Here is a 17,263-nt window from a genome sequence, read left to right on the forward strand (position 1 = left end):
GATCGCTCCAGACGGAATATGTCTGGCAATCTGGTATTACTCTCAAAGGAACTACCTCGACGAGGAGGTAATTCATATATTACTGGCTGTGTTTCGGCACGCTGTTGAGTTCTCAAAGAACACGCGCTCACCGCAGTCACATCAGCTTTACGCTGACTTACTTCCGGGGCTTGTGTTGCTGAAGCTTATTTGGTCTCGCTAGCCGGTGTCAAATCGGCCTCTAGGAGGCTCTTCTACTCCGGCTTTTTGCCAGGCCCGTTCCGGTTTGTATTTCCGGCCCGCTTCGCTCTGACATGGAGAACATTACACGGGCCTGTTTCGATCTCCAAATCGGGGGGTCCTGGTAGCCGCGAAACGTGCGGCCACCAGGACAAATGCCCGCGTCAGGGTGCGGAGACCCCGACATCCGACGGAGTCAGCGGCTTCCGGGAAGCCATCGAGCTGTACTCGTCCGCCCCCACATCAGGCTTGCCGACACGGGACTGCGGGTCGAAGTCCTTCGTCACGTACGAGTACGTACCCGCAGACGTCTCGATCGCCGGGCTACCGGAGGCGAGGCGCAGCAGACCGTTCGAGTCGCGCACCAGCTTCGGGTCGACCGAGCGGTAGCCGGACGAGATGCCGGCGGTGCCACCCCAGATGATGTTGCCCTCGTACTTCACCGTCGAGCCGCTCATCATGTCGATGAACTTCGACGACGAGCCCTTGATGATGTTGTTCGCGAACACGCAGTCCTTGGGCGCGTAGGTACTGGTGTCGCTCTCGACCACGGCTCCCGTTCCGACCAAGGTGTTGAACGCGACGGTCACGCGGTCCGGCCGGTCGTGCAGCTTCGAGGTGGGGCCGCTGTCGGTCTCGGAGCCCTTGCCGAACACGATCGCCCGGTCACCCGAGTTCTCCACGTAGTTGTTGAACACCTTGTGGTCGTTCCCGTGGAACCGGATGCCGCTGCCGAACAGCAGGTTGCCCTCGACGACGGAGCGGTGGCCGTGACGCAGGACGATGTAGCCCTTGCTGTTGCGGATGGTGTTGAAGCGGATCGTGTTGTCCGAGGCCTTCACCGAGATGGCCTCGGAATCGCCGTTGGCCTTGTCGAAGAGGTTGTTCTCGATGACCGCGTAGGCGGAGAGCTGTTGCTTGTAGCTGTAGCCGAGCCGGATCGACTCGCCGCCGTTCAACCCGCTGTAGCTGTGGTTGTAGAAGTAGTTGTGGTGGACCTTCGTCCGTTGGGCGATCTTGCCGTCCGGACCGGCGATCTGCAGGAACACGCCCTCGGTCGTGCGGTTCGAGAACGTGTTGTGGTCGACCTCGACGTCGTTGGCGCTCACCGTGAGCGAAGCACCACCCTTGTCGCCGTTGAACGTGGTGCGGGTGATGCGGGTCGCCTCCGCCGTCACGTCCAGCTTGCTCGTGCCGTCGAAGACGAAGCCCTCGATGGTCACGTTCCGGACCTTCCCGAACTCGAAGCCACCAGTGCTGAACACCGTGCGGCCGGCGTTCTTGGCCGCAATGGTGATCTTCGACTTGGTGATCTTGATCGGCTTGTCGGCGCGATGCACGCCGTTCGCCAGCTCGATGCGCTGACCATCGCGTGCCGAGTTGATCGCGGCCTGCAGAGAGGCGACGTTCGGCACGTTGACGACCGCCGCGTACGCGGTCGGCTGGACGAAGGACGACAGCAGGGCGGCCGCACCCACTGCGGCCAGTGATCGGATCATTCGCCAACTCCTGTGGTGGCCCGTGGCGGCGGTGGACCGAAAGTACGGCGGAGTTGCGCAGGACGGGGCAGTTCGGTCACCGCCACTTGCCCCGTCCTGCGGAAATGAGTCCGATGTCTGCCCTCAGGGGCTACGGCGCCGAGACGCCGACGTCGGCCTTGGTCAGCGGCTTGCGCGTCGCAGAAGTGCTGTGTTCGTCCGCACCGACGTCCGGCTTGCCCGAACGCGCCTGCGGGTCGAAGTCGCGCGTCACGTAGGAGTACGTGCCGGCCGACGCGTCGATCGCCGGGCTGCCCGACGCGAGGCGCAGCAGGCCGTTGGCGTCCCGCACGAGCTTCGGGTCCGCCGACTTGTAGCCGGACGACGGCATGCTGCCGCCGGTGCCGCCCCAGATGACGTTGCCCTCGTACTTCACCGTCGACCCGCTGTGCATGGAGACGACGCCACCCGACGAGCCGCGGATGATGTTGTTCGCGAGCACGCAGTCCTTCGGCTTGAAGTCGCCGCCATCGCTGTCGACCACCGCGCCGGTGCCGATCAGCGTGTTGAACGCGACCGTCACGCGGTCCGGGCGGTCGTGCAGCTTCGAGGTCGGACCGCTGTCCGCTTCCTTGCCGGAACCGAACACCATCGCGCGGTCGCGGGTGTTCTCCACGTAGTTGTTGTAGATCTTGTGGTCGTTGCCGTGGAAGCGGATGCCGCTCTGGAACAGCAGGTTGCCCTCGACCGTGGTGCGGTGGCCGTGGCGCAGGACGATGTAGCCCTTGCTGTTGCGGATCGTGTTGTAGCGGACGATGTTGTCGGACGACTTGACCGAGATCGCCTCCGCGTCGCCGTCCGCCTTCTCGAACAGGTTGTACTCGACGATCGCGTTCGCCGACTTCGACTGCTTGTGGCTGTAGCCGAGCCGGATCGACTCGCCGCCGTTCGCGCCGGAGAACTGGTGGTTGTAGAAGTAGTTGTGGTGGATGTGCGTCCGCTTGGCGATCTCGCTGCCGGGGCCGGTGATCTGCAGGTACACGCCCTCGTTGGTGCGGTTCTGGAACGTGTTGTGGTCGACCTGCACGTCGTCGGCGCTCACGCTGAGCGAGGCGCCGCTCTTGTTCCCCGAGTAGGTGTTGCGGGTGATGCGGGTGGCCTGCGCCTCGGCCGGCACGTCCAGCTTGCTCGTGCCGTCGAAGACGAAGCCCTCGATGGTCACGTTCTGGACGTTGCCGAGCTGAAAGCCACCGCTGGTGAACACCGTGCCGCCGACGCTCTGCGCGGCAACGGTGATACCTGACTTGGTGATCTTGACGGGCTGGTCCGCCCGGTGCACGCCATCAGCGAGGACGAGGCGTTGACCTGGCCGGGCGGAGTCGATCGCGGCCTGGAGGGAGGACACGTTCGAGACGCCGACGACAGCCGCTTGGGCGGGGACGTGGACGAAGGACGACAGCAGGGCAACCGCGCCGACTGCGGTCAGTGATCGGATCATTCGCCAACTCCAGTGAAGGGTCGTCGGCGGCGGCGAACCGTAAGTTACCGCAAAATCCCGGCAGCTGGCGCAGTTCGGTACAAACCCAGGGCCGTATCGAGTGAGGGCACGCGCTCCAGTTGTCCGATGTCTGTGACAGGGAACCACTGCGCCAGATCGGTCGTGCCGCCTACTTCGTTCCGCAGCTCGCCACCCACGATCCGCACCTCGTACATGATCCGGAGAGCGTGGTAGTCGCGGTCGGGTTCCTCTCGGAGCTCCGAGTCGATGCCGAGCAGCCGGACCACCTCGACGTCGAAGCCGGTCTCCTCCTCGAACTCGCGGATGACCCCGTCGTACGGGTGCTCGCCGTGGTCGATGCCGCCGCCGGGGAGGATCCAGCGCTTGCCCTTGGGACCGAGCCAGCGGGCCAACAGGATCTCGTCGTTGTCGTTGATGCACACCCCGTACGCGGCCACACGCTGCTTCTTCGCCCTCATGCGGATCAGCCTAGCTGGCGATCACTCCGAAAAAGTGATATCACTTAGCTAGTAATTCGATAGGGGGTTCCGATGAGCGCAACGATCGACACGACAGTGCACATGCCGGCGCCTGCCGTGCGCGAGAAGCACGCACGGGAGCTGCCCGGTCTGCCGATGTTCTTCGCAGGACTGGTGGTGGTCGCGGTGAGCGTGTGGGTGTTCGTGCAGGGGATCATGGCCGCGGAGGCGGGCAACACCGACCCGTCGGCGGGGGTCCTCATCACCGCGTTGCTGTTGTTCCTGGCAGCGGCGCTGATCATGAGAGGGCTGTTCACCGTGGCGCCGGGTGAGGCGCGGGTCCTGCAGTTCCTCGGCCGTTACGTGGGCACGGTGCGCACGGACGGTCTGCGGTGGGCGAACCCGTTCACCACACGACAGAAGATCTCGACCCGGATCCGCAACCACGAGACGGCGACGCTCAAGGTCAACGACGCGGACGGCAACCCGATCGACATCGCAGCCGTGGTCGTGTGGCATGTCGATGACACTGCGCGCGCACGGTTCGAGGTGGACGACTTCGTGCGGTTCGTCGGCATCCAGACCGAGACCGCCGTACGGCACATCGCGAACAGCTACCCGTACGACAACCACGAGGAAACCGGGTTGTCGTTGCGGGAGAACGCCGACGAGATCACTGAGACGCTCGCGATCGAGATCTCGGCACGGGTGCAGTCCGCGGGCGTGACGGTGATCGAGTCGCGCCTCACCCACCTCGCGTACGCACCCGAGATCGCGCACGCGATGTTGCAGCGGCAGCAGGCGAACGCGGTCGTGGCGGCGCGGACGCGGATCGTCGAGGGCGCCGTCGGCATGGTCGAGCTCGCGCTGCACCGGCTCGCCGAGCACGACGTCGTCGAACTCGACGAGGAGCGCAAGGCGGCGATGGTGTCGAACCTGCTCGTCGTCCTGTGTGGTGATCGATCCACCCAGCCCGTGGTGAACGCCGGTTCGCTCTACACCTGATGGCTGAGCGTAAAAGCGTTCTGCTCAGGCTCGATCCGGCCGTGCACGACGCGTTGAGCAGGTGGGCGAACGACGAGTTGCGCAGCACCAACGCGCAGATCGAGTTCCTGCTGCGGCGTGCGCTGGCGGAGGCGGGCCGGTTGCCCGGCGAGGCGAAGAAGATGCCTCGCCGCGGCCGGCCGCCGAAAAAGCCCGTAGACGAACCGGATGCGTCTTAGAGCTCCGGCGGTGCCTGCAGGTCATGGGCGCGGAAGAGCACGGCGTGCTCCACGCCCATGGCCTTGCCGCTCATCGCGAGGAACTGCGGGATGAAGTCCGCCGGGGCCGGGTGATCCGGAAGCGCGGCCAGGTACGCGGCGTGTGCTTCGAGCGAGGCGACGCCGCGGCGCAGCGGGTCACCCGTCACGTCGACGCCGTGGGTCGCGCCGGAGTCGGCCAGCGCGGGGGTGATGTACCAGCGCGGGGAATGCGGTTCGAGGCCCTCGTCGTCGATCTGCTCCGGGAAGACCCAGCGGTTGCCCGCGTCGCGCAGCGCGTCGAGGGTCGCGAGCCCGGTCGCGCGGTGATCGGCCTGGTCGAACCCGTAGGGCGTCTCGACCTCGAAGCCGCAGCCGAACACGACGTCGGGCTTGAACCGGCGGATCTCCCGGCAGATGTCCCTCCTCAGGTCGAGGCCGTAGACGAGCACGCCGTCGGGATGTTCGAGCACGGTCAGGTGCCCGACGCCGACGACGGCGCAGGCGGCCTGCTGTTCGGCGACGCGCAGGCGGGCCGTCTCCTCGGGATGGTTCGGCATCCCGGCCTCGCCGCGGGTGAGCAACAGGTAACCGACCTCGATGCCGCGTTCGGTCCACCGGGCGACGGCAGCGGACGTGCCGTACTCCATGTCATCGGGGTGCGCGACGACGCAGAGCACGCGGTGGAACGTCTCCTCGGGGAGAGCAGGCAATGTCATGCGGCCATCTTTCTCCGCTTCGGAGCATGCCGCAGCCAAGTGGCTGAACAGGCGTTTCACCAGCATGAAACCGCTTCCACGGAGTTCCTCCGTTCGGGGGTGTCTTCGTCCGACTCCTCCACGCGATCGTGTGCGGCGGGCGCACGGGAACGTGTGGAGGAGTCTTGTCTTTGTTTTCCCGCAGGCGCGCCGGGCTCGGCGTGCTGGGCGTTGCTGTGGTGATCGCGTCGCTGACACCGGCCGGTGGTGTGGCCGCCGGCAAAGAGATCTATCTGGACCCTCGTGCGTCGACCGAGCGGCGGGTCGAGGACCTGCTGCGGAGAATGACGGTCGAGGAGAAGATCGGGCAGATGGCCCAGATCCGCGTCGGGAAGCTGCGCGGTGACTGCAACAACGCCAACGGGCCGTTGGTCGAGACCTGCCTGAAGGCGGTGCTCTCGGACGCGCACGTGGGCTCGATCCTGTCCGGTGGCGGCGACGCGCCGGTGGAGAACACGCCCAGGGCGTGGGCCGAGATGAACAACGCGATCCAGCGGTATGCGTTGGAGCACAACAGGTTGAGGATCCCGATCATCTACGGCGCCGATGGCGTGCACGGGCACAACAACGTCATCTCCGCGACGATGTTCCCGCATCAGATCGGTCTTGGCGCGACGTGGAACCCCGCGTTGCAGGAGCAGATCGGTGTGTCCGCGTCGAAGGCGTTGCGCGCGACTGGTGTGTTCTGGAACTTCGCGCCGGTCTCGGACATCGCGCGTGACACGCGTTGGGGCCGTTACTACGAGACGTACAGCGAGGACTCGTTCCTGGCCGGGCAACTGGCGGCGGCGAACGTGCGCGGGCAGCAGTCCGAGGTGGACGACACCGCGCAGCTGGCCGCCACCGCCAAGCACTTCGCGGGGTACTCGGCGCCGGCGAACGGGCACGACCGCGCCGCCGCGCAGATTCCGATCCGGCAGCTGCAGGACGTCGTGCTGCCGTCGTTCCAGGCGCAGTTCGACGCTGGTGTGCGCACTGTGATGATCAACTCCGGCTCGGTCAACGGGGTGCCGGTGCACGCGTCGAAGTACATGCTGCAGAAGCAGCTTCGGGACCGCATGGGCTTCAAGGGCGTCGCGGTCTCGGACTGGCAGGACATGAAGTACCTGGTGGACCGGCACAAGGTGGCGCCGGACTACAAGACGGCGATCGCGATGAGCGTCAACGCCGGTGTCGACATGGCGATGGAACCGTCCAACGCGGCCGAGTTCACGTCGTTGCTGCTGGCGAACGTTCGCGATGGTTCCGTGTCGCGGGGGCGGATCGACCAGGCCGTGCGGCGGGTGCTCAAGCTCAAGTTCGACCTCGGGCTGTTCGAGAAGCCGTACGTGGACCCGGCGAAGGCCGACGGCGCCGTGGTGAACGCGGATCGCTCGCTCGCACGTCGGGCGGCCGCCGACGGCACCGTGCTGCTGAAGAACGACGGCGTGCTGCCGTTGCCCACGTCGGCCAAGAAGATCGTCGTGACCGGTGAGACCGCGGACGACGTGCGCCGCCAGCTCGGTGGCTGGACGGTCGAGTGGCAGGGCGTGCCGGACGACTCGCCGCTGCCGCCGACCGCGACCGTGCTGACCGGTGTTCGCGAAGCTGTTCCGGGTGCGTCCGTGGTGCACGCCGCGACTCCTGCTGCTGCGGTGGCGGACGCTGCCGATGCAGATGCGGTCGTCGTCGTCCTGGGTGAGAAGCCCGGTGCGGAGGGGCCTGCCGACACGGAGAACCCAGTGCTGACCGCGGAGCAGCAGGCGTGGGTCGACGCGGTGCAGGCGACCGGCAAGCCGGTGGTCGTGGTGCTGCTGACCGCGCGTCCGCAGGTGCTCGGTGCGGTGGCGGACGCGAACGCGCTGGTCGCGGGCTGGCTGCCAGGCAGTGAGGGTGGGCGGGCGATCGCGGACGTGCTGTTCGGCGCGGTGAACCCGAGCGGCAAGCTGCCGGTGTCGTGGCCTCGGACGTTGGGTGACCCGACGCTCACCTACGACCAGCTGCCCGGCGCGAACACGTCGGCTTCCGCCAAGTACGACCCGCTCTATCCGTTCGGGCACGGGCTGTCGTACACGTCGTTCACGACCTCTGGGACGTCCGTGTCCGTTGATCGTCGTGACGGCGTGGTGAAGTTCACGGTGGCGAACACCGGTGCGCGCGCTGGCACCGTCGTGGTGCCGGTGTACGTGCGTCAGCCGGCCTCTCCCGTGCTCACGCCCGACGCACGGCTGGTCGGTTTCACACGCGTAGAACTCGCTGCGGGACAGTCGAAGCAGGTCGAGGTGTCGTTCAAGCTCTCGCAGCTGGCGCTGACCGTCGGCGACGTGGACGGCGACGGACGGTGTGAGGTCGCGCGCGGCGGTTACGAGGCGGTGGTGGGCGCCGAGAAGGCCGCCTTCACGGTGCGCTGAGCTGGCCTGATATCCTTCGTCGTCGTGAACGCGCGGCGCTCCGCCGTGGAGGAGAGCCGGCCCCTGGCCGGTGCCGACGAAGCGCGTCACGAACTCCGGTTTCGACAAGAAGGGTGATGTCGCATGGCGAACATCAAGTCCCAGCTCAAGCGGATCAAGACCAACGAGAAGGCGCGCCTGCGCAACAAGTCGGTCAAGTCGTCCCTCAAGACGGCCATCCGCAAGTTCCGCGAGGCTGCCGAGGCCGGTGACAAGGCGAAGGCCCTGGAGCTGCTGCAGGACGCGTCCCGCAAGCTCGACAAGGCCGCCACCAAGGGCGTCATCCACGCCAACCAGGCCGCCAACAAGAAGTCGGCGATGGCCCTGCGCGCGAACGCCCTCGAGGGCTGATTCGCTCGTTCAGAGCTGCTGAGAAGGGCCCGCTCCCCGTTGAGTGGGCCCTTTTCGCTGTTCTGGTGGAGGTGCGCGGCCGCGCGTGACAGTTTCCGGGCATGAAGCTGCCCTTCCTCGGCGACACCTTCGACTACCTGAGCTCACCGGTCGAGTGGGCGCGGCACCGTTATGAACAGCACGGGCCCGTCTCCGTGCTGCCGATGTTCGCCGTGCGGCGGATGGCCGTGGTGCTCGGGCCAGACGCCGTCGAGGAAGTGCTGCTCGACCGCGACAGGGCGCTCTCGAGCGGGGAGGGATGGGGCAAGTTCGTCGGGCCGTTCTTCCACCGCGGCCTGTTGCTGCTCGACGGTGACGAGCACCGGCACCACCGGCGGATCATGCAGCACGCGTTCCTGCCCGCCCGGATCAGCGCCTACCTGGAGCGGATGGCCCCCGCCATCACCCGCGAGCTGGCCTCCTGGCCCGACGACGGGACGTTCGCGATCTCCCCCGCGATCCAGTCGATGATCTTCACCATGACCTCCGAGGTGCTCACCGGCTCCGGTCTCGGGACCGCGGCCGACGAGGTGCACCGGATGTTCGAGGCCTGCCTGCAGGCGTCGTACTCACCGCTGCGGGTGCCCGTTCCAGGACTGCCCTGGTCCCGTGGCCTCGCCGCCCGCCGCCGCCTGGAGGAGATCTTCGGTGCGTGGGTGGCGGAACGGCGTGCGTCGGACGGGCCGGCCGACAACCTGCTCAGCATGCTCTGCGCGGCCGTGACCGACGACGGTGAGCAGTTCACGACCACTGACGTCGTGAACCACATGATCCTTCTGCTGCTGGCCGCCCGGGACACGTCGGCGAGCGCGCTGACCTCGATCATCTACCACCTGGCCAAGCACCCGGAATGGCAGCAGCGGTGCCGCGAGGACAGCACCGCACTGGATCTGGTGCGCAAGGAGTCGCTGCGCCTCATGCCGCCGTTGCCGCAGCTGTCCCGCCGCGTGGTGAAGCCGACCACGGTGCTGGGACATCCGCTCGACGTCGGCACGTACGTGATGCCCGTCCTGCAGTTCAACCACCACATGCCCGAACTGTGGTCCCGGCCGTCGATGTTCGACCCGCTGCGGTTCGCCCCCGACCGCGCCGAGGACAAGGTGCACCGGTACGCCTGGGTGCCGTTCGGCGGAGGTGTCCACCACTGCATCGGCATGCACTTCTCCACCGCCGTGGTGAACGAGGTCATGCGACAGCTGTTGGAGCGCAACGAGTGGTCCGTCGAACTCGGCTACGAGGTGCCGTGGAACCGCAGGGGTGTGCCCGCTCCGGCGGATGGACTGCCGGTCCGGTTGACCAGTAGGCATAGGAGTCATGGAATCGCTTCCGCGCATTGACTTCGTCGAGCTGCACGACCTCGACCGCACGCCGGCCGTGTTGCGGACCCTGCACACCGAGTCCATCGCGTTCATCTACCGACTCACGGACGCCGCGCGGGAGTACTCGCAGCCGCTGGCGCTGGCTCTGCGTTCGGGCGCCGACCACCGAATCGTCGATCTTTGCGCGGGGTCGGGCGGGCCGGTGCCGTTGATCCAGCGGCGGCTGCACCGCGACGGCGTCCACACCCAGGTGACGCTGACGGACCTGGTGCCGAACGTGCGCGCGTTCCAGCGCGTCCAAGCCGCGAATCGGCGCACGCTGCCCTCCGACTGCTGTTCCGTGGACTACGTGTCGTCGTCTGTGGACGCCACGGACTGCACGGTCGAAGGCACGCGGACGATCTACGGCGCGTTCCACCACTTCCCGCCGCCGCTGGCCCGGCAGATGTTGCAGAACGCGGTCGACACCCGGCAGCCGATGGTCGTCGTGGACACCAAACGGTCGTGGCTCTACGTCTTGCTGTTCCCGTTCTTCACCACGCTGGCCGTGCTGCTGTCGGCACCGTTCCAGCGCAATCCGCTGCCGCGCTACCTGTTGCGGCTGGCGTTGACCTACGTGGTGCCGGTGCTGCCGTTCATGATGTTCTTCGACAGCGTCGTGTCGTTCCTGCGCATGTACGGGCGCGCGGAACTGCGGCGGATGGTCGACGGACTGGCCGGCACCGAGACGTTCGCCTGGACGATCGGCGTCGTGCCCGGCTTCACAGGAGCCCAGTACCTGATCGGGATCCCCCGCCCTGACGCGACCTAGCGGCGGCCGTGCGCGGCCACGATCCTGAGCACCGCGCGCTCCAGCGCGTAGTCGGCGTCGGCCGCCACGCCCTTCACGTCCGCGTTCAGCCCCGCGACGACCTGCATCGCGTCGGCGAGACCGGACTGGTCCCAGCCGCGGGACTGGGCCTGCGCCTTCTTGATCTTCCACGGCGGCATGCCCAGCGGACCGGCCAGGCTGAACGGGTCGGCCCGGCCCACGGCGGACACCCGCGCGACCGTGCGCACCGCGTCCGCCAGCGCGTCCGCGACCAGCACGTGCGGCACGCCCAACTGCATGGCCCAGCGCAACGCCTCCATCGCGCCCGCCCGGTCACCGGTCACGGCCTTCTCGGCGACGGCGAACCCGGTCACCTCGGCCTTGCCCTGGTGGTAGCGGCGGATCTCCTCGACCGTCACCTTGCCGTCGGTGTCCGACACGAGCTGCGACGCCGCGGCGGCGAGCTCGCGCAGGTTCGTGCCCACGGCGTCGATGAGCGTGACGACGGCCTCGGCGTCGATCTTGCCGCCCGCCTGCCGCACCTCGTTGCGCACGAACGCCTCGCGATCACCGGCCTTGGTGACCTTGGCGCACTCGGTGACCGCGGCACCGGCCTTCTTCAGTTGTCCGGGCAGGTCCTTGGCCGCCTTGCTGCGGCCGCCGCCCTTGTGCACGACGACGAGCGTGACGCCGTCCGCAGGCACCTTGAGGTAGGAGAGCACCGTGTCGGCGACCTCTTTGCCGATGTCCTGCGCGTTCTCCAGGACGATCACGCGGCCCTCCGCGAACAACGACGGGCTCACCAGTTCGGCCAGCTCCGGAGGGGTGAGATCAGTCACCTGCACGCGGGTCAGGTCGGCGGTCGGATCGGCCTTTCGTGCCGCGTCGAGAGCCGCCCGAACAGCACGTTCGACCAGCAACTCCTCCTCGCCGACGACGAGGTGCAGTGACTCCGGTGCGCTCACGCTCCGCATCCTCCCACGTCCCGGATCGTGGACGTTGGTGGCTGAGAAACGGACAGGTGCCGTAGCTTGGTGGCCACAACTGAACACCGCTCATCCAGAGGGGCAGAGGGAACGGCCCGAAGAAGCCCCGGCAACCGGCGTCAACGCTATGTGCAGAGCTATGCGCAGACGATCACGGTGCCAATTCCGACCCGTTCGATTTCGCGGGAAAGATGAGGAGATACCTCGCGATGACTGCTGTCACTGTGCCCACGAGCACCAAGTTCGACCTCGGCCCCGCCCGTGCACTGCTGTGCCGGGAATGTGGGAATGAAACTCCTCTCGCTCCTGAGTACGCCTGTCTGGAGTGTTTCGGGCCGCTGGAAGTGGCCTACGACTTCGGGAAGATCCGGCGCGAGGACATCGAAGCCGGCCCCAGGTCGATCTGGCGCTACCGCGGCCTTCTCCCCGTTCCGTCCACTGTGGAACAGCACCCGAACACCGACCCCGGCGGCACCCGCCTGGTCGAGGCCCACAACCTCGCCAAGGCCCTGGGCGTCCGCAAGGTCTGGGTGAAGGACGACACCGGCAACCCCACCCACTCCTTCAAGGACCGCGTGGTCGGCGTCGCGCTCGCCGCGGCCCGCGAGCTCGGCTTCAAGGTGCTGGCCTGCCCGTCCACCGGCAACCTGGCGAACGCCGTCGCCGCGGCCGCCGCCCGCGCGGGCTGGCAGTCGGTCGTTCTCGTGCCCTCCAATCTCGAGCGCGCCAAGATCCTGATGAGCGCCGTCTACGAAGGCGCCCTGATCGCCGTCGACGGCAACTACGACGACGTGAACCGCCTCGCCCAGGAGCTCGCCGCGGAGAACGAGGACTGGGCGTTCGTGAACGTCAACGTCCGCCCGTACTACGCGGAGGGCTCGAAGACGCTCGGCTACGAGGTCGCCGAACAGCTCGGCTGGCGCCTGCCCGACCAGATCGTGGTGCCGATCGCGTCCGGCTCGCAGCTCACCAAGGTCGACAAGGCGTTCCGCGAGCTCGGCCAGCTCGACCTGGTCGAGGCCACCCCGTACAAGGTGTTCGGCGCCCAGGCCACCGGCTGCTCCCCGATCTCCGCCGCGTTCAAGGCGGGCCACGACGTCATCCGCCCGGTCCGCCCGGACACCATCGCCCGCTCACTGGCGATCGGCGCCCCGGCCGACGGCCCCTACGTGCTCGACGCGGTGCGCCGCACCAACGGCGCGATCGAGGACGTGACCGATGAAGAGGTTGTCGAGGGCATCAAGCTCCTCGCCCGCACCGAGGGCATCTTCGCCGAGACCGCCGGTGGCGTGACCGTGGCGACGGCGAAGAAGCTGATCGAGTCGGGCCAGCTCGACCCGGACGGCGAGACCGTGCTGCTAATCACCGGCGACGGCCTCAAGACCCTCGACGCGCTCGGCGACACGATCGGCCCGCGCGCGACGGTCCCGCCGTCGGCCGAGGCCGTCATCAAGGCGCTGGGTTAGTGGTGCGGTCCGGGAAGGTTGCCGGGGGAATTCGCGGTCAGACGGGTGCGAGGCGCCCTGCTGAGCGTGGATTACCTCGCCAACGTTCCGGGCCGCACCACTGGTCACCTGCTTCCGGCAGACGCGATCTCCTTGTCGCACAAGGAGATCGCGTCCGTCTTGAGCCAGCCGGTGCGCGGGAAGCGTTGCAGTCCCTCCAGCACGTGCGGCCCGACCGGTTCGATGTTCGCGCGCCACGCCACGATCCGTTGCGGCCACGGGGCTTCCGCCTTGAACATGTTGTAGTGGTAATCGTTCCAGACGTGCGGGGCGATCCGCAGGTCATCGTCGAACACGTACTCCGAGACGAGCGCGAAAGCCTCCTCCGGCGTCGTGGCCTTGGTCGGTAGCAGCACGTGCGTCGCCGTCGCCTTGTAGGTGAGAGCGCGGGTGCCGTCTTCGAGCGTTTCGCAGATGTAGTAACCGAAATCGGGTTTGAGCTCGTCGTGCGGCCAAGGTGCAGGCGCGTAGTTCATCTGCCACAGCGCCCACGCGAGTCCTGGCGTGCCACCGGGAATCGGGTAGCGCGCGTTGAACAGCCTGATCCAGACGTGGTCCATCTCTTCTCCTCCGTACGATTCGGTTGCCCGGCAACACCGCCAGGTCTCCGTCCAGGTCCGTGCGCAACACCAGCGCACCTCCCGCCCGCAACATGTCGATCACGTGCGGGCTCGGGTGCCCGTACTTGTTGTCCTTACCCACGCTCACCAGCGCCACTCTCGGCCGCACGGCCTTGAGGAACACGGGCAGCGAGTACCGCGAGCCGTGGTGCGGCACCTTGAGCACCTCGGCCGTCAGGTCCCGCTCCCCCAGCAACGCCGACTGGCCGGCCAGTTCGACATCGCCGGTGAGCAACACCCGACCTGCTCTCGTGTACGCCCTGAGCACGAGCGAGTAGTCGTTCACCGTCGTGTTCTCGGCTCCAGGAGCCGGTGGCCGTCGTGGGCCCAGCACCTCCAACTCCAGTCCTGGCAAGGCGAACCGTTCGCCTGCCTTCGGTTCCGTGACACGCACGCCGTTCCGGCGCGCTTGCTCGTTCACTTCCCTCCACGCCCACGAGGGCTCCTTGAGCGGGCCAGTCGCCACCGCACCCACCGCACGCCCGGTGAGCACCGCCGCGAGGCCGCCGACGTGATCCGCGTGCAGGTGCGTCAGCACCACCAGCGGAATCCTCTTGATTCCCAACGTCTTCAAGCACCGGTCGACCGCACCGGGATCGGGCCCGGTGTCGACCACGACGGCGCTGCCGGCGTCGTCCGTCGCGAGGACCAGCGCATCGCCCTGCCCGACGTCACAGCTGACGACCTTCCAGCCGTCCGGCGGCCAGGCCGGCGCCGCGATCTTGAGCGGCACCAGCACCACGAACCCGCCGACGAGCACCGCGACCACCAACGTCCGCGTCTTCTTGAGCCGCAGCAACAACACCGTCGCCGCCACCGCCGCGGTCAACGCGATCGCACCGACCCAGCCGTCGGGCCAGCCGACCGCCGCGCCGGGCACGGCCGCTGCCTGCCGCCCCACCTGGATCAGCCAGGTGATCGCGGGCCCCGCGACGTGGGTGAGCACTTCGGCCGCGCTGGGCCACAACGGCGCGACCACCGCCGCGAGCACGCCCAGCACCGTCGCCGGCGCGACCACCGGCCCGGCAACCAGGTTGGCGACCACCGAGACCAGGCTCACCTGCCCGGACAGCCCCGCCACCACCGGAGCCGTGGCCAGACTCGCGGCCGTCGGCACCACGATCGCCTCGGCCACCCCGCTCGGCACGCCCCGTTGTTTGAGCGCCCGCGCCCACCTCGGCGCGACGAGCACCAACGCCGCCGTCGCCACCACCGACAACGCGAAGCCCGGATCGCCACCCAGTGCCGGGTCGATCAGGACCAGCACGAGCACGGCGGCCGCGAGGCTCGGCACGGCGGACCGTTCCCGCCCCAGCACCAACGCCAGCAGCGCGACGGCACCCATGACCGCAGCCCGCAGGACACTGGGCTCCGGTCCGGCCAGAACTACGAAGCCAACCAGCGCCACCATCGCCGCGATGGCTGCCTGGCGTGGCCCGAGCCGCCGTAGCAGCAGGTAGACCGCGCCGCAGACGATGGCGAGGTTCGCGCCGCTCACCGTCAGCAGGTGGGCAAGACCCGCGGTCCGGAACTCGTCCACGATGCGCGGCACCATCTGCTCGGTGTCGCCCACCACGAGTGCCGGCAGCAGTCCGGCCTCTTCGTCGTCGAGGACCGCACTGGCTTTGGCCAGACCGTCACGGTGCCCGTCGGCCCAGCTCTGCCAGGTCGGGGGTGGCTGAGGGTCGATCGGCGGGCCGCGGACCCTCAGCAACGCCGACGCCAGGTCGCCGCCTCGGGGTGGCGCGAGCGTGCCTTTCACCGTGACCTTCTGGCCTGGCAACAGGTTTCGCCACTTGTCCGCCGGTGCCAGCAGCACGAGCTGGGCGCCGTTCACCTTGGCGGTGATCACGACGTTGTCGACGCCTGCTTGGTGGCCGCCGAAGCCCGCGGCCCGGATGCCCTTGGGCCTGGTGGTGAGTTCGACGGTCAGGGTGGTGGTCTTGCCTTCGTTGGCGGCCAGGCGAAGGGGGTGGGTCTCGGCTCTCAGGACGTGGCCGCCCACCCAGGCGGCCGCCACCGGGCCGGAGATCAGGAGGGCTATCGCGCAGGTTCTGGTCCACCACGCTCTTCGCCAGGCCACAAGACCGATGGCTCCCGCCGCCAGGCCGGCGAGGACTGCTGCCTGCCAGCTCAGGAAGAGGCCGGCGAGGGCGGTCGTCCAGACCGCGGCCGCGGCTGGGACGAGGCGGAAGTCCTGGGTCAGCGAGTGTTTGCGGACCACCGCGACCTCCCCTGCTCGGTGGGAGGCCGGGGTTCACTGGTGGGGCTGCCTTGGCGAGGACGGGGCAGCCTGGAACTCGCGGCGGGGTGCCGGAGGGCAGTCGACTCTGGACGGACGAGTGGCCACCGGGTCGCGGGGTCGTGCCGGGCGATGTCGACACGAGGCCGATGTGCTTCACGGGTGATGCGGACTGATCGCACGGGTTCCTCCACGACTGGACGGTGACTGCGGTGAGGGGTGGACGACTGCCGCGCACAGGCGGCAGGGCGGCTTCTTCGCCACCGGTGGCGAAGGCGTTTGTGGCGCTGGTGCGCGGTCGGCCAGCAGGCGGCGGATGGCCGTGGTCAGCAGGCGTGGGCGCGGCCGGCGTCGAGGGGCCTGACTGCGGTGGACGGCGAAGACCACGTGCAGGGGGCGTTGGTGGTGGTTGTGGTCGGCGGCGAGGGCGGCCGCGGGGTTGGTCAGGACGCGGTACTGGGCTTTGGCACGGTGGTAGAGGGCCAGGGCCGCGGTGGTGAAGGTCATGTGCGCACCAGGTCGGCCAGCTTGGCGAGCTTGGCGTCGCCGATGCCTTCCACCTGGCGGAGTTGGTCGACCGAGGCGAAGGGGCCCTTGCGGGTGCGGTGGTCGACGATGCGCTGGGCGGTCACCGGGCCCACGCCGGGCAGGGCGTCCAGCTCCCCGGCCGTGGCGGAGTTCAGGTCCAGTTTGGACGGAACGGCGCCGGCAGCGGCCGGGGGCGGGATGCCCACGGCTATCTGTTCGCCGTCGGAGACCTTGCGGGCCAGATTCAGGTTCTGGAGGTCGGTGTTCGGCTGCACGCCACCGGCCAGGCGCAGCGCGTCGGCCACGCGGGCACCGGACGTCACCGTCACCAGGCCGGGGGTCGCCACCGCGCCGACGACGTTCACGACCAGTTCGGGGGCCGGCGCCGAGGTGCTCACCAGCGCGAGGTCGACGGCGGGTTCGGCGGCCGGGCTCTGCCACCAGCTGCCCAGGCCGATCACCGTGCACGCGACGGCGATGCCGAGGGCCAGCAGACCTCGGCGCGGAAGCCGGGGCAGGCGGAACCGGCGGCGGGGCGGACCGTGTTCGTCCGAGTCCTCTGATCGCGCGTAGACCAGGGTCGGATCGGCTCGCACCTTCTCGGCCAGGGCGGCCAGGCGTTCGCTCGGGCGGTCGTCCGGATGGGGGCGGGGGAACATGCGGGCGACGTTACGGAGCGGGGCGGGTGGGGAGGTGGGGTGAACTCCGGGGCTGTGGATTACTCGCGGGTTGTGGACAGGTCGCGATCACTCGCGCCTCG

The 17,263-nt window shown here is 68.3% G+C and carries 16 protein-coding genes and 1 riboswitch; of the genes, 7 read left to right on the forward strand and 9 right to left on the reverse strand.

Going from position 1 to position 17,263, the window contains the following annotated elements; translation table 11 throughout:
* Nucleotides 1–383: 383 nt before the first annotated feature.
* From G7043_RS18935 to G7043_RS18945, 3 genes are all read right to left on the reverse strand, one after another.
* Nucleotides 384–1,718, reverse strand: a complete 1,335-nt coding sequence (locus tag G7043_RS18935; protein ID WP_166047141.1) for a polysaccharide lyase 6 family protein — start codon at nucleotides 1,716–1,718, stop codon at nucleotides 384–386.
* A 130-nt stretch (nucleotides 1,719–1,848) separates the two neighbouring features.
* Nucleotides 1,849–3,195, reverse strand: coding sequence for a polysaccharide lyase 6 family protein (locus G7043_RS18940; protein ID WP_166047143.1), 1,347 nt, complete (start codon nucleotides 3,193–3,195; stop codon nucleotides 1,849–1,851).
* Between the two features lie 44 nt (nucleotides 3,196–3,239).
* Nucleotides 3,240–3,674: an NUDIX hydrolase gene (locus tag G7043_RS18945; protein WP_166047145.1), complete on the reverse strand. Its 435-nt coding sequence runs from the start codon at nucleotides 3,672–3,674 to the stop codon at nucleotides 3,240–3,242.
* Nucleotides 3,675–3,746: 72 nt separating this feature from the next.
* On the opposite strand from G7043_RS18945, the gene G7043_RS18950 reads away from it, so the two are divergent.
* Together G7043_RS18950 and G7043_RS18955 are read left to right on the forward strand one after the other, a co-directional pair.
* The gene (locus G7043_RS18950; protein ID WP_166047147.1) at nucleotides 3,747–4,679 is read left to right on the forward strand and encodes an SPFH domain-containing protein; all 933 of its coding nucleotides are present in this window, start codon (nucleotides 3,747–3,749) and stop codon (nucleotides 4,677–4,679) included.
* Nucleotides 4,679–4,897, forward strand: coding sequence for a hypothetical protein (locus tag G7043_RS18955; protein WP_166047149.1), 219 nt, complete (start codon nucleotides 4,679–4,681; stop codon nucleotides 4,895–4,897). The genes G7043_RS18950 and G7043_RS18955 overlap by 1 nt, the downstream gene beginning before the upstream one ends.
* Here the strand turns inward: G7043_RS18955 and G7043_RS18960 are convergent.
* Nucleotides 4,894–5,634, reverse strand: coding sequence for a PIG-L deacetylase family protein (locus tag G7043_RS18960; RefSeq protein ID WP_166047151.1), 741 nt, complete (start codon nucleotides 5,632–5,634; stop codon nucleotides 4,894–4,896). The two genes, G7043_RS18955 and G7043_RS18960, sit on opposite strands and share 4 nt — an antisense overlap.
* A gap of 164 nt (nucleotides 5,635–5,798) precedes the next feature.
* Here G7043_RS18960 and G7043_RS18965 point away from each other — a divergent pair, with 164 nt between their 5' ends.
* From G7043_RS18965 to G7043_RS18980, 4 genes are all read left to right on the forward strand, one after another.
* Nucleotides 5,799–8,063 carry a glycoside hydrolase family 3 N-terminal domain-containing protein gene (locus G7043_RS18965; protein ID WP_166047153.1) on the forward strand — a complete coding sequence of 755 codons (2,265 nt, stop codon included), beginning with the start codon at nucleotides 5,799–5,801 and terminating at the stop codon, nucleotides 8,061–8,063.
* Between the two features lie 123 nt (nucleotides 8,064–8,186).
* Nucleotides 8,187–8,453, forward strand: a complete 267-nt coding sequence (gene rpsT, locus G7043_RS18970; RefSeq protein ID WP_166047155.1) for a 30S ribosomal protein S20 — start codon at nucleotides 8,187–8,189, stop codon at nucleotides 8,451–8,453.
* Between the two features lie 101 nt (nucleotides 8,454–8,554).
* Entirely contained in the window at nucleotides 8,555–9,829 is a 1,275-nt protein-coding gene (locus tag G7043_RS18975) for a cytochrome P450 (RefSeq protein WP_166047157.1), read from the forward strand.
* Nucleotides 9,807–10,622, forward strand: coding sequence for a class I SAM-dependent methyltransferase (locus G7043_RS18980; protein WP_166047159.1), 816 nt, complete (start codon nucleotides 9,807–9,809; stop codon nucleotides 10,620–10,622). The genes G7043_RS18975 and G7043_RS18980 overlap by 23 nt, the downstream gene beginning before the upstream one ends.
* Here the strand turns inward: G7043_RS18980 and holA are convergent.
* Nucleotides 10,619–11,596: a DNA polymerase III subunit delta gene (gene holA, locus G7043_RS18985; RefSeq protein ID WP_166047161.1), complete on the reverse strand. Its 978-nt coding sequence runs from the start codon at nucleotides 11,594–11,596 to the stop codon at nucleotides 10,619–10,621. The two genes, G7043_RS18980 and holA, sit on opposite strands and share 4 nt — an antisense overlap.
* A 78-nt stretch (nucleotides 11,597–11,674) precedes the next feature.
* A riboswitch (SAM riboswitch) is annotated at nucleotides 11,675–11,806 on the forward strand.
* Nucleotides 11,807–11,817: 11 nt separating this feature from the next.
* On the opposite strand from holA, the gene thrC reads away from it, so the two are divergent.
* The gene (thrC, locus tag G7043_RS18990) at nucleotides 11,818–13,074 is read left to right on the forward strand and encodes a threonine synthase (RefSeq protein ID WP_166047163.1); all 1,257 of its coding nucleotides are present in this window, start codon (nucleotides 11,818–11,820) and stop codon (nucleotides 13,072–13,074) included.
* 104 nt (nucleotides 13,075–13,178) lie between these two features.
* Here the strand turns inward: thrC and G7043_RS18995 are convergent, their stop codons facing one another.
* The 4 genes from G7043_RS18995 to G7043_RS19010 form a co-directional block, all read right to left on the reverse strand.
* A complete protein-coding gene (locus G7043_RS18995; RefSeq protein ID WP_166047165.1) occupies nucleotides 13,179–13,409 on the reverse strand; it encodes a hypothetical protein in 231 nt (76 codons plus the stop codon).
* On the reverse strand, nucleotides 13,396–15,957 hold the full coding sequence (locus G7043_RS19000; RefSeq protein ID WP_313887963.1) for a DNA internalization-related competence protein ComEC/Rec2: 2,562 nt from the start codon (nucleotides 15,955–15,957) through the stop codon (nucleotides 13,396–13,398). The genes G7043_RS18995 and G7043_RS19000 overlap by 14 nt, the downstream gene beginning before the upstream one ends.
* 174 nt (nucleotides 15,958–16,131) lie before the next feature.
* Entirely contained in the window at nucleotides 16,132–16,482 is a 351-nt protein-coding gene (locus G7043_RS19005) for a hypothetical protein (RefSeq protein ID WP_166047167.1), read from the reverse strand.
* The gene (locus tag G7043_RS19010; RefSeq protein WP_166047170.1) at nucleotides 16,479–17,162 is read right to left on the reverse strand and encodes a helix-hairpin-helix domain-containing protein; all 684 of its coding nucleotides are present in this window, start codon (nucleotides 17,160–17,162) and stop codon (nucleotides 16,479–16,481) included. The genes G7043_RS19005 and G7043_RS19010 overlap by 4 nt, the downstream gene beginning before the upstream one ends.
* Nucleotides 17,163–17,263 lie beyond the last annotated feature (101 nt).

Origin of the sequence: Lentzea alba, from assembly GCF_011067745.1 — a bacterium.
GTDB lineage: Bacteria > Actinomycetota > Actinomycetes > Mycobacteriales > Pseudonocardiaceae > Lentzea > Lentzea alba.

What these genes read in the sequence shown, in the direction of transcription:
- G7043_RS18945 (WP_166047145.1), bottom strand. Translation starts at nt 3,674, where the DNA reads ATGAGGGCGAAGAAGCAGCGTGTGGCCGCGTACGGGGTGTGCATCAAC.
- holA (WP_166047161.1), bottom strand. Translation starts at nt 11,596, where the DNA reads ATGCGGAGCGTGAGCGCACCGGAGTCACTGCACCTCGTCGTCGGCGAG.
- G7043_RS19005 (WP_166047167.1), bottom strand. Translation starts at nt 16,482, where the DNA reads ATGACCTTCACCACCGCGGCCCTGGCCCTCTACCACCGTGCCAAAGCC.
- G7043_RS18980 (WP_166047159.1), top strand. Translation starts at nt 9,807, where the DNA reads ATGGAATCGCTTCCGCGCATTGACTTCGTCGAGCTGCACGACCTCGAC.
- G7043_RS18975 (WP_166047157.1), top strand. Translation starts at nt 8,555, where the DNA reads ATGAAGCTGCCCTTCCTCGGCGACACCTTCGACTACCTGAGCTCACCG.
- G7043_RS19010 (WP_166047170.1), bottom strand. Translation starts at nt 17,162, where the DNA reads ATGTTCCCCCGCCCCCATCCGGACGACCGCCCGAGCGAACGCCTGGCC.
- rpsT (WP_166047155.1), top strand. Translation starts at nt 8,187, where the DNA reads ATGGCGAACATCAAGTCCCAGCTCAAGCGGATCAAGACCAACGAGAAG.
- G7043_RS18935 (WP_166047141.1), bottom strand. Translation starts at nt 1,718, where the DNA reads ATGATCCGATCACTGGCCGCAGTGGGTGCGGCCGCCCTGCTGTCGTCC.
- G7043_RS18950 (WP_166047147.1), top strand. Translation starts at nt 3,747, where the DNA reads ATGAGCGCAACGATCGACACGACAGTGCACATGCCGGCGCCTGCCGTG.
- G7043_RS18960 (WP_166047151.1), bottom strand. Translation starts at nt 5,634, where the DNA reads ATGACATTGCCTGCTCTCCCCGAGGAGACGTTCCACCGCGTGCTCTGC.
- thrC (WP_166047163.1), top strand. Translation starts at nt 11,818, where the DNA reads ATGACTGCTGTCACTGTGCCCACGAGCACCAAGTTCGACCTCGGCCCC.
- G7043_RS18955 (WP_166047149.1), top strand. Translation starts at nt 4,679, where the DNA reads ATGGCTGAGCGTAAAAGCGTTCTGCTCAGGCTCGATCCGGCCGTGCAC.
- G7043_RS18940 (WP_166047143.1), bottom strand. Translation starts at nt 3,195, where the DNA reads ATGATCCGATCACTGACCGCAGTCGGCGCGGTTGCCCTGCTGTCGTCC.